We start from the raw sequence: 13763 nt of genomic DNA, 5'->3' as shown, positions 1-13763 counted from the left end.
GGCGATGGGACGGATGAGCTGACATGGAACCGGTGGTCTCGCGGCTGACTCTCGAGTCGTTCGAGTCACTACCTCCGCATGCGCGTCGGTGTGTCTTCTGGGAGGTCGACCCCGGCATGGCCGGCCCGCTGGATCAACCCGAGTCCGCGGGGCATACCGAGGTGGTAGGTCGCGGCGAGATCGTCGGTCGTGGCGTGGCCCGCGCTCCGTTCGAGAGCGAGTTCGACAAGGAAGCCTGGATCTCCTCGGTGCTCTTGGAGTGGGGTGCGTGCGGTCAGCTCGCCACCGATCCGGCGACCGGAGTCATCGTCGGCACAGCCTTCTATGCACCGCCCGGCCGTGTCCCACGATCTCGGTTGTTCCCGACGTCGCCGGTCAGCGCCGACGCCATTCTCCTCACTTCCATCCAGGTGGAGCCCGGTTATGAGGAGGTGGCCACTCCCCTACTCGATGCGGTGCTCGTCGACCTCATGCGTCGCGGTGTTCGCGCGGTCGAGGCATTCGGATTGGTTCGTGGCGGCGGACCGGACGGTACTGGATCCGGCACGGCGCGCCGGAACCCGACGCCTGATGCGACTCCGGGAATGCGCGACATCAGTGAATGGTCCGATGAGGAGATCGTCAGCGTCGCGCGTGAAATCCTCGACAACCCGCAGCCCGATCTGTGCACTCGATGTCTGCTCGACGCCGCCTTCCTGAAAGCATCGGGATTCGATGTCGTTGCATCTCACGCCCGCTTCCCCCGGCTGCGGTTGGAGCTCGATGAAGGTCTGGGGTGGAAGTCGGAGGTCGAGGGAGCTCTGGAGAAACTGGTCGTGATGGCGGCGATCGACATGACGGGACGGGAACGAACCTTCGCCCCGGTAGGACGCCGACTCTAGACCGCTACGAAAAGCCAAGTGGCGCGGTGATTTACCGCGTCGGTTCAGGAGATCTCTTCGGCGGCAAGGAGATCGGCGAAGGTGTAGGTCCCTGTGGGGCGATCGTCGTCGCCGAGCAGATACAGTCGCTTGACCGCGACGAGGATCGCCTCCGCGATGACGTTGCGGTAGTCGGCGTCCTCGAGGACCCGAGCGTCGTCGGGGTTGGTGATGTAGCCGACGTCGAGGATGATGACCGGCATCCTGGTGAGCCGCAACAGCTCCCACGTGCGTTCGTGAGTGCGGCAGTCCGTCAACGGGGTCCGTGCGGCGACCTCGCGTTGGACGAAGCCGGCCAGGTTGCGGCCGATTGTGGAGAACGATCCGTGGCTGTTACCGAAGTAGAAGGCCGCCACGCCGTTCGCGGCCGAGTTCGGGTAATGCCCGACGCGGAGGGAGATCATGACATCGGCGTCGATCATGTTCGCGACCCGGGCGCGCTCCTCATCGGTGGGCCGTCCCCTGCCGTCATGTGACAAAAAGGTCTCCATGCCGGCGGCCGCCATCCGGCCTTCGAGGCGGGCAGCGAGATCCCACAGCAGGCGACTTTCTGTGTCGGCGAGATCACCGGTCGAAAGGTCATGCAGCCCACCGGATCCCGGATCGATCACGATGCGCTTGCCGGACAATCGGGGACCCGAACGACGAACGTGCTCTTCTTCGCGGATGGCGAGAGGCGACCCACCGGTCACCCGGGTACCGAGGCGTTCGAGAGAACGCAGGGTGGCGGGCCCGCAGATTCCGTCGGCGAAGAGCCCGTATTCGCTCTGATAGAGACAGACAGCGTTGTGGGTTGTCTCACCGAAGACACCGTCGACCAGCGCGGTGTAGTAGCCGAGGTTCTGTAGGCGGTTCTGCAGCTGTGCGACGTCATCGCCGACCATCGGCGCCGAGAAACGGAACGCGAGCACACGTGCACCGAGCTGATAGGAGGCCTCGCGCAGCGCGCGGTAGGTCGCGGGTCCGACGATGCCGTCGACGATGAGGCCGCGCTGCTGCTGGAAGGCCCGCACCGCTTGGTCGGTGTCGGCATCGAAAGTGTCACCCGGCGTGTCGGCTTCGGCGGCGTGTCGGCCGTGAGTGGTGCTGAGAAGACCCTGTCCGGCGAGGATCGAACGGATTTCGGCGACTGCCGAGCCCTGATCACCCAGTCGGAATTGTGGCATCTTCAGACTCCTTGGTCGCGACGAACAATCAGTGTCCGTGCGGATCGCGATTCGACGCCGGTACTCACGGAAACGCACTCGGCAGAACCACGAGCATTCTTTCAGTTCGACCGATGTGGGCCAAACCGGATCAGGTCACAATGTAGCGACAGGCACCGTCACCAGGTCGAATGTCGGTGACCGTGCCTGTCGTTATGCCATCTCCAACGATGTCGGGCGAACGATGTCAGGCGTTGGTGCCGACCACCGAATCCAGCTCGCGCAACAATGCGGCTTTGCCCTTCGCGCCGACGATGGTCTTGGTGGGCTGTCCGTTCTCGAACAGGATCAACGTCGGGATCGACATGATCTGGAAATCACGGGCGGTCGCCGGGTTCGCGTCGACGTCGAGTTTCGCGACGGTCAACTTGTCGCTGTGTGCGTCGGCGATCTCCTCGAGAACCGGTGCCACCATGCGGCACGGTCCGCACCAGGTGGCCCAGAAGTCGACGAGCACCGGCTTGTCGGAGCCGAGTACGGCGTCCTTGAACGTGGCGTCGGTGACGGCGACGGTATTTGCTCCCATGGTGATGTCCTCCTGTGATGAGTCTGGGGTTGATGAGGCTCGGGCTCGGGTGGCGGGTGCGGCCGGGTCAGCTGTGTGCGTCGACGACCAGCACGTCGGCCTCGACCGGGGTGGGGTCGATGTCGCCCTGTTCGGCCAACCACCGCTCGGCGTCGATCGCCGCAGCGCATCCGCTGCCCGCCGCGGTGATGGCCTGCCGATAGGTGTGGTCGACGAGATCGCCCGCGGCGAAGACGCCGGGCAGCGACGTGTAGGTGGTCCGGCCCTGGACCTGGACGTATCCGTCGGAATCGAGATCGACCTGGCCGCGCACGAGTTCGCTACGCGGGTCGTGGCCGATGGCGACGAACATGCCGGTCACATCCACTGTCTGGGTGTCGCCACTGCGGGTGTCGATGAGTTCGAGACCCGTAACCGATCCGTCGCCGATGACGGACTTGACCGCCGCGTTGGTGACGAACCGGATCTTGTCGTTGTTGCGGGCACGATCGAGCATGATGCGCGAGGCCCGGAACTCCTCCCGGCGGTGGATCAGGGTCACCGATCGCGCGAACTTGGTGAGGAATGTGGCCTCTTCCATCGCCGAGTCACCGCCGCCGATGACCGCGATGTCCTGGTCTTTGAAGAAGAAGCCGTCGCAGGTCGCGCAGGCCGAGACGCCGCGGCCGAGCAACTCTTGCTCTCCTTCGATACCGAGGTACCGCGCAGCGGCACCCATCGCGAGGATGACCGCGCGGGCGCGGTGGGTCTCACCGGAAGCCACGACCTCCTTGATGTCGCCGTCGAGCCGGAGCTCATCGACGTCCTCCATGCGGAGGTCGGCGCCGAAGCGGATCGCCTGCTCGCGCATCTCGTCCATCAGTGCCGGACCCTGGATGCCGTTCTGGAACCCCGGGAAGTTCTCCACCTCTGTGGTCGTCATCAGAGCGCCGCCGAACTGAGTTCCCTCGAAGACGAGCGGGGCGAGTTCGGCGCGAGCCGCATACACCGCCGCGGTGTAACCGGCAGGCCCGGATCCGACGATGATCAGCTCGTGGATCTGCTGGTTGTCTGACTGGGTCAATTCGTCCTCCGTGTCATCGACGCGCCGGCCCGGTGAGCCGCACGTACCTGGCATTCAACACAAGGGTATGCGGACATGTTCCCCGACGCGTCGGCCCCACGACGCGCGATCGGGCGTTTCGGCTGCATGGTTGACGAACGATATACCCGGGCGTTCTCGGCGGGATCATCCCCCGATGATCGCGCGGGAGATCGTGGCCGGATTGCCGGAATCACACTCGGGGCCGACCACGAGCGCCAGGAACCGCCCGGCCGTCCCGGTGGCGAGCAGGATCACCACCTGGCGGACACCGTTGACCATCACCGGTCCCGACCCCAGCACCGGTGTCTCGGCAGCGACACCGTTTGCAGCGGTGCACCGGCGTAATGCGGCTGTGGAGGCGAATGGTGCACCGTCGGTCCGGCCGAGCACCGACAGCGCTGCTGCGGCACCAGGCGCGGCGACGGAGGGCGCAAGGGACGAACTCGCCGTGCGGGTGCCGTCGGCCTGTGCACCGGTAGACGGAGCGCCGGTACGGGCCGAGTGGCTGACCAGGACGACACCCACGATGACGGCAACGAGGACGGCTGCGGCCACCGAGAGCAGAGCCGCCGCCCGCGGGGCAGAGCGCAGCGGCCGCCGGCGCGCGAGCGGTGTGATGTCACTTCCGCTGCCGACCTCGGCGGCGATTCGGGCGAGCGTTTGCTGCGTGCGCGCGTCGACCCACTCGGGAACGGGCTGCTCGGGCACCGGAAGATCGCGCAGATCGACGCGCAGACCCTCCAATGCCGCGAGAACCTCCCGAGCTCCGGAGTCGTCGGCAAGTCGGGAACGGATGTGCGCGGCGACATCGGGTTCGAGTACGCCGGCATCGAGATCGGTCAGCAGATCCACGGAATACGGTGGATCCGGAAAGCGCGGTGATCCTGCAGAGCGCAGGTCATCGTCGGTCATCCGCGCTCCCCTCGTGTCGTGTCGCTGTACCCGGTGGGAACCCGGTCGTGATGGGACCCACGAATAGTTGGACGCAGCAGGACCTCCAGGGGTTCCATGGCGTTCGAGACAAAGTTCACGCCCGGCCTCACTCCGACTCGTCCTGCAGTGACTCGTGACGGAGATGACCGAGCAGTTTGGCCAGGCGCAGCCGTCCGCGCGAACTCCGACTCTTGATCGTGCCCTCGGGCACGCCGAGCAACTGCGCCGCCTCCGAGATGGAGTAACCCTCGACGTCGAGTGCGAGGACCGCCGCCCGCTGACCGGACGGCAATTCGTCGAGCGCTCGAGAGATCGTCTCGGTCAGGTCGACGCGCTGATAGTCGTCGGTGTGATCGGTGAGAATCGCGGTGTCGAACTCCGGTAGCGGCACAGTGCGGCGAGCCGCGTTGCGCCGCAGTCGATCCAGCGAAGCGTTGACCACGATGCGATGCAACCAGCTCGATACACGTGCCTCGGCGCGAAAGGAGCCCGCGGTCCGGTGAGCCGACAACAGTGCCTCCTGCAGGGCGTCGGCGGCATCGTCGGGGTCTCGGGTGGTGCGCAGGGCGACATTCCACAGGTACGTGTGGTGTCGGGTGATGAGTGTGGTGAATGCGGTGGGATCGCCATGGGTGTGCGCGGCGAGCAGTTGCTCGTCGCTGCGTGTGTCGCCCTGTGGCGAGTGGGTCCCCCCGGACATGGGATCGAGCGTAGTGGGCGCGGGTGTGCCGGGATAGTCGTGGTGCGGTGCTTGTGGACAACCGCACCGACGGTGGGGAGACCTGGATCAATCGAGGTTCCTCGGGCCCCGCGACCGAGTGCCGCACCGCAGGCGGTGTCATCGAATGTCGATGTCATCGACTTGATTCACCTGCTGCACAACCGACGGAAGTGCCTGCGGCGCAGCCGAACCTGCGCGGAGACGCACTCGAGCTCGCTACCCGGCCGGCGTTGTCCATTGGATCGTTGACGCACCGTCATGACCATGAACCGCCTCGACATCGGCGATCCCGCCCCACACCGCCGTCGAGCGGTGTTCGCCGGCCACCCAGTGGATCGCCACGCTTCCGTCGGTGAATTCGACGCCCTCGGCGACCACACCGGTGCCGGTCACCCCGGATACGTCGATGTGACGGTAGAGAAAGAAAGTCCGCATGGTGCGCTCCCCCCAGAGCGCGGATCAAGCCCGTTGCCCGGTCGCGCACTCCGACGGAGATTAAATATCAGATAGTCGGGCTTCACTACTTCATTTGCATAGACGTGAGCAAGATCACCACGCCGAGTCCGGTCCCGGAGCGGCCATGCGGCGTCCACGACACACACGCCGCACGCTCCCGGAAATCGCTGTGCGCCAGCGCTTTCACACCGTTCGGGGCTACAGTCGGGAGGTGTCCCGCGCCCGGCTGCGCCTCCTCGACGATGTCGAAGTACGACGTCTGCGCGCCGAAGAATTCACCTATTCGGAGGTCGGCGAGACGACCGGAGTGACACCCACCGGCTATCGACACGTCCGCCTGCGGACGCAACTGGGCAGCGGCCGTGATCATTTCGAAGTGGCGCGTGAGGCCATGCTGTCCTGGCAGATCCAACTGCGCGCGAATATCGCGGTCGCCGCGTCGCATCCCACCATCACCGACGATGCGGTGGCGATATTGGGCCTACGGATCGGGAGGGTGAATGCCGTGCGGGCACCCGTGGCTATCGTCGCGGTGGAGTCCGATGAGGACATGGCCGGGTTCACCTACGGGACGCTGCCCGGGCACCCGGAAATGGGTGAGGAACGATTCGAACTGCGTCTGATGTCCGACGAGTCGGTTCAGTTGTCGATCAACGCCTTTTCGAGGCCGGCCACCCTCATGACCAGGCTCGGCCGACCTGTGGCCGCCGCGCTCCAGGATGCGATCACCCGGCGATACGGCCGCGCATTACAGGCGTGACGGGTATCCACCGTAGAAAAGACCCGGTACCCCGACGTCGGTCGACGTCGCGAATCAGGTACCGGGTCAGTTCGATAATCGTGGGATTTGGGGTGCAGGTCAGTTTGCCGCGTCGTAAGCCTCGAGGATTTCCTTCGGGAGTCGGCCACGCAGCGGCACCTCGTAACCCGCTTCCTGCGCCCACTCGCGAATCACCTTGGTGGACGGACGTGCTGAACTCGACGACGATTCCGAGCTCGCCGCGGGGGTACTGACCTTCGGCGCGGTCGACTGCTTGCGGCCACCGACCCGGGTCGACACCTCGAGTAGTTTGGCGACCGGAACCCGACCGTTCTCGATCTTGTCGAGATTCGCCGACGACACATCGATCTGGTAATCGACGCCCGACCACGACCAAGAAATGGTGTGAGCATCGTCGATATCGAGTTCACGGCCGTCGAGGTCATCTATGAACGACACAACTTGTCTTTTAGCCACGCCACGAGAATAACGCACGCCGCGGGCCAGACGTCGCATATGTGTGCACTGGCCACGTGCAGGGACGCCGACGGCGTCCGACGGCAACCCTCGCCCGACGCCGGCAGCAGCGTCAATCGGGCGTCTCGGCCCGGTGGCGCGGATATCCGCGAAATTGTCCCCGGTATTTCAATGAGCTTGCAGTGCAACAATTTTCGACAACTCTGGAACGCTCTCAGCGAAACGCGCCTCATCGTATTTCCCGCGCAGTGCAAGAAAATCGGCGACTATGTGGTGCCCTACCGAATCGCCGGCGAGAGATTCGGTCCCGCGATCAGTCGGCGATGTCGAATACCGCATTCACCTTGGTGGGCGTGAGGCGGACGACGAGCTCGCCGGGTACCGCGTTACGCCTGCCGTACGCGTCGGCGAGATCCGGCCCCATATATCGGGCAGCGATACGTGTTGCGGTATCGAGGAGATCGGCGGGATCCTCACCGATCTCCGCGGTGCCCTGGACCTGAACGAAGGAGAAGGGCGGACGCTCGTCGTCGACAAGTATTGTGAGTCGCCGATCACGACTGAGCGCACGCCCTTTTGCGGTGTCTGCCCCGGTATTGAACACGAGGACACCGTCATCCACGATGAACCAGATGGGCGCGACGAGCGCTCGTCCGGACGCGGAGACGAATGCCACCTTTCCGGTACGCGTGCCCTCGGTGAGAAATGCGACAACCCGGTCGTCGAGTTCGGTGTGTGCCATCACCCCATCATGGCCGACCGTGCGACGAAATTCAGCGCCGACAGTCCGGCGAGCGAAAGGAAAAGATGACGCCGAACCTTCTCAGCGCATGAGCTGATCGTAGGTGGCACCGAACATATCGACACAGACGTCGAGCACGACGTCGAGGTCGGTGGGTTCAGCGCCGATATCCACGGGATCGGGCGCGACATTCGTGAAATACCAATCGACGAGCAATTGCGTGACCGCGCCGACGAGTCCGACCGCGGCGAGGTGTTGTGCCGGCGACACCTCGCGCTCCCCCATCGCCAGCGCGAGAATGAGACTCGCCCAGTTGTGGATGGCTCGTAGGCGAGTCGACTCCACCGTCGGATCCACTCCGACGACCTCGACGAGCATCACGCGTGCGCGTCGCGGATCACCTGTCAACGTTGCGAGGAACGCCCCGAGGGTGTCACGGGCCGCTGCGTGCACGGCGTCGGGCGCGACGCCTGCCGGGTCGAGGAGATATTCCGCGGCGGCACCCACGGTCGCGGTTCGGGTGACCTCGACGCAGTGCTCGTACACGGCGATCAGCAATGCGGGACGGTCGGCGAACGACTCGTAGAAGTAGCGCTGGGTCAGACCGGCCTCGTCGCAGAGCCGTTTGACGGTCACCGCGGGGTAGCCGAGTTCCCCGAACAGCTGCAAACCGGCGTCGATGAAGGCTCGTCGCCGGCGGGCGCGTCGCTCGTCGGCCTCTGCGCCCCCGTACCGGCGCCCCTCCGCGGACTCGGGCTCCGCGGACTCGGGCTCAATGGAAGAGCGCTGCTCCCGGGATGGCAATGCTCTCCCCTTTCGGCGTGTGCGATCCGACGGCACCGTGGACAACCCGTCATCTGACACGCTATCGTGTCACACACAGATCTGACACGAGACTGTGTCAGATAACTCGACGACCACCGGAGAACAACGCCGTGCTCGACCTACTTCCCGACCCGATGCACGAGCCGACGGTGCTCGCGATCCCGTTCTTCCTGGCGCTGCTGGTACTGGAATGGTTCGCGGCCTGGAAACTGGAGGATCGGGCCACCGATACCGAGGACACCGATACCGAGGACACCGGTCCTGCCGTCGAGCGCCGGTCACCGGTCGGTGCCTACGAGAAGCGTGACGCGCGGGCCAGCATCTCGATGGGACTGGTGTCGATAGCCACGAGCGCGGTGTGGAAGATCGCGGGGCTGCTGGTCTACACGGCGATCTTCGTCTACATCGCGCCGTGGCAGCTACCGATCGGCTCCTGGTACACGTGGGTGATCGGATTCGTCGCCGTCGACGTCCTCTACTACTGGAATCACCGCATCTCCCACCGGGTCCGGTTGGTGTGGGCGACTCATCAGGCCCATCACTCGAGCGAGTACTTCAACTTCGCGACCGCGTTGCGGCAGAAGTGGAATATCAGTGCGGCGCTGGTGATGTGGATACCGCTGCCGTTCCTGGGCATCCCGCCTGCGGTGGTGTTCGCCTGCTACGGCGTGAATCTGGTGTACCAGTTCTGGATTCACACCGAACACATCGATCGCATGTGGCGGCCCGTCGAATTCGTCATCAACACCCCGTCACACCATCGGGTGCATCACGGCAGCGACCCGGAGTACCTCGACCGCAACTATGCCGGGGTGTTCATCCTGTGGGACCGGATGTTCGGATCGTTTCGTGCCGAGGCGCATCGGCCACATTATGGGCTGACCAAACCTGTTGGCACCTACAACATCTGGACACTGCAGACGCACGAGTACGTCTCCATCGCCCGTGATGTGCGGGCGGCCGCGGGCTGGCGTGCCAAGCTCGGCTACATCTTCGGACCACCCGGGTGGAGCCCCACGACCGGGGACGCCCCCTCGGCGAGCGGCGCGGTCAGCTCGTCGCGCTGATCTTGGAGATCTGCACCTGATAGCTGCCCCCCGCGCCGGGCAGGGAGGTGACCCACACCAGTAGATACCGCGACTGTGTGGGACTGGCGATAGACAGTGTGGTGTCGGGCTGATCGACGGTGCCCTGTGCCAGCTGGGTTGTCTGGGCCAGGGTGGCGTCGGCGCTCTGCGCACCGCGCAGCGATACCGCGAATCCCGGTGTGGTGGTGGTGATCGAGACGGACTTGACCGTCTGTGGCGATCCGAGATCCAGCATCAGGCCGAGCCCCTGCTTGAGGCTGCCGAAGTCGGCGGTGCGGTAAGTGTCACTGCGCCAACCAGATCCGGCTCCGGTGATCACGTTGCGGGCGAGGTCGGGATTGTCACCGGACTGCCCGGAATAGTCGACGAGGGTGGCCGAGCGCAGCGCGATCGGTCCGCCCGCGGATGCAGCTGCGCCGGGTGCCGGTGCAGGCGCCGACGTGGTCGACGACAGGAACTTGTTGATGTCGGTCTGCTCGTCACCGCCGCCGAAGACACCGGTCAGCCACACCACCAGGGCGATCACGACGAACAGCACGAGCAGAGCCGCACCGACGAGCAGCGCGACGGTCCGGTTGCTGCGCGCGGGCTCGTCGGAACCGATCCGACCTGACGGGCCGATCGACACCGGTGGCTCGTCGGAGTCACCGAGTGCGGGGATCATGTCGGTCTTGAGGTCGACGACGGTGGCCTGATCGAGAACGTGCTGAACCGTTGCGGCAGTGCGGATTCCACGACTCCCCGACAACGCGCGGGCGGCGACGGCGGAGATCTCGAACGGGATCTCCGGGTCGACCTCGCGTGGCTCTATGGGGCCCTCGCCGTCGGCGGCGGGCGAGGCGATCGCCAGACCGCCCACCGGGGTGGTCGTGTTGATGGTGGTCACCAGCTCGGAACCGGTGGCGCCGTCGAGCGGCCACCGTTGCAGCAGTAGTGCGTAGAGCACCGCTCCGAGTCCGCGGACGTCGGAGGTGGCATCGTCGCCGGCGAGGGTGCCGGGGAAGGCGAGCACCGCATTGCCCTCGGCGGAGATGCGGATGCGATCCGGATGGTCGATGGACAGGGCGCCGCCGGAGCGATGCGCGGCCTCGGCCGCGGCGGCCAGCGCGCGGACCGCACGTGCGGCACCGATCGGTGACGGATGCGTGGCGGCGACCTCCGACAGCGAGGAACCCTGAACCCATTCGGCCACAACGATGCCGCCCGATGAGCCGCGGACCACGTCGAGCACGCGGGCGACGCCCGACGAGCTGATCTGGCCGAGACGCAACGTACGGGTGAGCACGGCCTGCGGTCCGGTGTCGCCGGATCTGCTCGGAGCTCCCTTGTCCGGTGGGGGTGCGAGCTGTTCGGCGTCGACGAAGGTCAGTCCGACCTCGCGGTCGAGGTTGATGTCCTGGGCCTTCCAGAACTGCAGACCCCGTGTGCCGCCGTGATGTTCGAGCAGGCGGTACCGGCCGCCGGCGACCGCGGCGCCCGGCACGAGGCGGGGTCCGCGGCGTCGCGCCGGGCGGATGGGCTCGGCGCGGTCGGGATCGACGGGGGTGGCCGGCATCGCGTCGGCCGGCTGGGCGCCGCCCGAACCATTGGCCGAATTCGACTGTGCGACCGGCCTTTCCGGAGGTGTGGTGGTATCGGAAGTCGGGGTGACGCCGCGTTCGGCCGGGCTGATCGGGGATTCCGGTGTGGCGTCGATTCCGCTCTCGTTCACGCGGCGAACTCCTCTCCTCCGATAGCGCATGTCCGGGGGTCGTTGGGGCGGGGTCCACGGCGCCACACCGGCGCCGCCCGCGGCGCCACCGGTGTGCACCGCATACGACTGCCACGTCGCGGAACCGCGATCGAACCGTCGAACGACCTGTACCTGACCAGAGTACGGTAGCGACTCGTCGCTGGTGACCCGCGGAAACTGAACCGTGATCGTTGCCGATGGTTGTTGTTGCGGTTCGCCGTTCGGCGCAAGTGCGGGGATGAAGCGACCGGCCACGCGTCGCACCGACATCAGGACGGAGACCACGTCGGGAAGACCGGCCGCCGCCAGGCCCGCATAGATCACGCCGAGCACCACGATCGCGGTGAGCAGAAGGTAGGCGATCGACCCGATCTTGCCGTGCTGTGTCGCCAGATGCAGGCCCGAGATCTCGGCGATCAACCACACCGCGAAGGCGCTGCCGACGGAGATCGCGAGCGTCACCACCGTCGTGCGGGCGACGTTGGTCAGCCGGGCATCACGCGGATCGCGGGCATCGGCGCGCAATCGGCTGCGCAACAGATAGTGGCCGACGATCGCGCCGACGAGATAGCCGAGACCGTTCGACAGGGCCAACCAGCGCACCACGAGGTCCGGGTCGGAGAACAGCACCGGGCCGAGATAGGAGGCGGCGATCTTGACGACGGTGATACCCAGAACCATGAAGGTCGGCGTCCACGCATCCTCGCGGGCGTAGAACACCCGCAACTGCACCAGCGTCATCGCATAGGGGATCAGGGTGAAGGCACCCCAGGCGAGCGTCGAACCCAGCTGCGTGGCCACGTGCGCGTCGAACCGGCCGAAGTTGAACACCGCGACGCCGATGGCCGGGCCGAAGAAGGTCATGTAGGCGACGACGGGCACCAACGCGACCATCGTGAGCCGGGTGGCCAGCGACATGTCGTCGACGACGGCCTTGGTGTCGTCGCCGGCGGCATTGCGCGAGAGCCGCGGCATGATCGCGGTCAGAATCGTCACGCCGAGCACACCGTAGGGCAGCTGCAGCAGCTGCCAGTGCGTGACGTAGACGCTGATGCCGGTCTCGGTGGCCGCCGACGCGATGCGATAGGTGACGATGAGACCGACCTGCAGGACCGCGACGTAGGAGACGATCGCCAGCGCCATGTTCCCGAACTTGCGCAACCGTGCGTCGAGCCCCCACTCGACGCGCAGCCGGATGCCGGCACGACGCAGGTAGGGCAACAGCACCAGCGCCTGCAACACCACGCCCATCGCGCAGCCGATCCCGAGGACCAGCAACTGCGGATCGCTCATTCGGAACGGGTTGAGCGTCAACTGGCCGGGCATCAGCCAATACGCGATGAGTGCGCTGATCTGGACGACGTTGTTGAGGACCGGCGCCCACGCTCCGGGCTTGAAGTAGCCGCGCAGATTCAGGATCGCGGTGAACAGTGCGGTCAGCCCGTAGAAGAGGATCTCGATGAGCAGGAAGTAGGCCAGCCCGGTCGCCAGCGGGCGCAGTTCCGCGTTGTCGATGTTGAGGCTGGTCAGCAGGGGGGCAGCGGCGATCGCGGCGATCGTGCCGATACCCAGCACGACGACGGTCAGCGTGAAGATCTTGTTGATGAACGACGCGCCGCCGTCGGGGTCCTCGGCTTCGGCGCGGGCCAGCAGGGGGATGACGATGGCAGTGAGCACCGCGCCGAGCAGGATCTCGGCGATCATGTTCGGCAGGACGTCGGCAGCCTGGAAGGCCGACGCCACCGAGGCGCCGAGCAGGGCCAGGATGAGCACGGTCCGGACGAATCCGGTGATGCGGCTGGCCAGGGTGGCGATCGCGATGGACCCGCTGGTCCGCAGGATGCTCGAGTCGGAGTCGCGTGCCAGTCCGGTGGCGGACTCGTCGGACGGGCCGTCCTCCGGTCGGGTTTCGTCGGACCGGGTTTCGTCGGACCGGGGATCGCGGTCGAGTGTCGGGGTCAGGGTGTGACGCGGGGCCCGCGCGGGTGGCGGGGTGACGCCGGGCCGGGGTCCGGTGCCGCCGGATGCGGCGCGGCCCGCGCCCATGCGTCGGGTCTCGGGGGTGACAGGTGCGCCCGACAGCGGCGGGGCGTCGGCGAGCGGGCCGGCCAGCGGCGGCGGTCCCGACCGGTGGGGACCCTGACGGGCCGGTCCGTCGGCCGGCCGGGACTGAGTCCGGCGGGGCGGGTTCCGGCGGTCGGGGATCTGCCGTTCCGGAGCCGGAGTAGGGGGAATGCGACGGGGTGCGGCGCGACGCGGTGGTTCGCCCGGTCCTCGCTCGCTCATTCGCCTGC

At 66.3% G+C, this 13763-nt stretch carries 13 protein-coding genes; 3 read left to right on the top strand and 10 right to left on the bottom strand.

Going from position 1 to position 13763, the window contains the following annotated elements; genetic code table 11:
• The first annotated feature begins 23 nt into the window (after positions 1-23).
• Positions 24-881, top strand: a complete 858-nt coding sequence (locus tag GOPIP_RS05620) for a hypothetical protein (RefSeq protein WP_006368607.1) — start codon at positions 24-26, stop codon at positions 879-881.
• 44 nt (positions 882-925) lie between these two features.
• Here GOPIP_RS05620 and GOPIP_RS05615 read toward each other — a convergent pair whose 3' ends face one another.
• From GOPIP_RS05615 to GOPIP_RS05590, 6 genes are all read right to left on the bottom strand, one after another.
• A complete protein-coding gene (locus GOPIP_RS05615) occupies positions 926-2086 on the bottom strand; it encodes an N-acetylmuramoyl-L-alanine amidase (RefSeq protein WP_006368606.1) in 1161 nt (386 codons plus the stop codon).
• 226 nt (positions 2087-2312) lie between these two features.
• Positions 2313-2651 (bottom strand): thioredoxin, encoded by a 339-nt coding sequence (gene trxA, locus GOPIP_RS05610; RefSeq protein ID WP_006368605.1) that lies wholly within the window; start codon positions 2649-2651, stop codon positions 2313-2315.
• 67 nt (positions 2652-2718) lie between these two features.
• A complete protein-coding gene (trxB, locus tag GOPIP_RS05605) occupies positions 2719-3714 on the bottom strand; it encodes a thioredoxin-disulfide reductase (RefSeq protein ID WP_035727288.1) in 996 nt (331 codons plus the stop codon).
• Between the two features lie 165 nt (positions 3715-3879).
• Positions 3880-4647, bottom strand: coding sequence for an RsmA family anti-sigma factor (locus tag GOPIP_RS05600; protein ID WP_006368603.1), 768 nt, complete (start codon positions 4645-4647; stop codon positions 3880-3882).
• 127 nt (positions 4648-4774) lie between these two features.
• The gene (sigM, locus tag GOPIP_RS05595) at positions 4775-5368 is read right to left on the bottom strand and encodes an RNA polymerase sigma factor SigM (RefSeq protein ID WP_006368602.1); all 594 of its coding nucleotides are present in this window, start codon (positions 5366-5368) and stop codon (positions 4775-4777) included.
• Positions 5369-5605: 237 nt separating this feature from the next.
• Positions 5606-5824 carry a hypothetical protein gene (locus GOPIP_RS05590; RefSeq protein WP_006368601.1) on the bottom strand — a complete coding sequence of 73 codons (219 nt, stop codon included), beginning with the start codon at positions 5822-5824 and terminating at the stop codon, positions 5606-5608.
• 232 nt (positions 5825-6056) lie between these two features.
• Here GOPIP_RS05590 and GOPIP_RS05585 point away from each other — a divergent pair, with 232 nt between their 5' ends.
• Entirely contained in the window at positions 6057-6605 is a 549-nt protein-coding gene (locus tag GOPIP_RS05585; RefSeq protein ID WP_108772678.1) for a DUF1990 domain-containing protein, read from the top strand.
• A gap of 99 nt (positions 6606-6704) precedes the next feature.
• On the opposite strand, the gene GOPIP_RS05580 is transcribed toward GOPIP_RS05585, so the two are convergent.
• The 3 genes from GOPIP_RS05580 to GOPIP_RS05570 form a co-directional block, all read right to left on the bottom strand.
• Entirely contained in the window at positions 6705-7121 is a 417-nt protein-coding gene (locus tag GOPIP_RS05580) for a histone-like nucleoid-structuring protein Lsr2 (RefSeq protein WP_210739690.1), read from the bottom strand.
• Between the two features lie 274 nt (positions 7122-7395).
• Positions 7396-7824: a PPOX class F420-dependent oxidoreductase gene (locus tag GOPIP_RS05575; RefSeq protein WP_006368598.1), complete on the bottom strand. Its 429-nt coding sequence runs from the start codon at positions 7822-7824 to the stop codon at positions 7396-7398.
• A gap of 81 nt (positions 7825-7905) precedes the next feature.
• Positions 7906-8493, bottom strand: coding sequence for a TetR/AcrR family transcriptional regulator (locus GOPIP_RS05570; RefSeq protein WP_035727263.1), 588 nt, complete (start codon positions 8491-8493; stop codon positions 7906-7908).
• Between the two features lie 266 nt (positions 8494-8759).
• Here GOPIP_RS05570 and GOPIP_RS05565 point away from each other — a divergent pair, with 266 nt between their 5' ends.
• Positions 8760-9716 carry a sterol desaturase family protein gene (locus tag GOPIP_RS05565; protein ID WP_006368596.1) on the top strand — a complete coding sequence of 319 codons (957 nt, stop codon included), beginning with the start codon at positions 8760-8762 and terminating at the stop codon, positions 9714-9716.
• On the opposite strand, the gene GOPIP_RS05560 is transcribed toward GOPIP_RS05565, so the two are convergent.
• Positions 9700-13515 (bottom strand): murein biosynthesis integral membrane protein MurJ, encoded by a 3816-nt coding sequence (locus GOPIP_RS05560; protein ID WP_035727261.1) that lies wholly within the window; start codon positions 13513-13515, stop codon positions 9700-9702. The two genes, GOPIP_RS05565 and GOPIP_RS05560, sit on opposite strands and share 17 nt — an antisense overlap.
• Positions 13516-13763 lie beyond the last annotated feature (248 nt).

It is taken from the genome of Gordonia polyisoprenivorans NBRC 16320 = JCM 10675, assembly GCF_000241325.1.
In the GTDB taxonomy this organism is placed as follows: domain Bacteria; phylum Actinomycetota; class Actinomycetes; order Mycobacteriales; family Mycobacteriaceae; genus Gordonia; species Gordonia polyisoprenivorans.
Note: the sequence above shows the minus strand (reverse complement) of the source record. Positions and strands in the feature narration are given on the sequence as shown.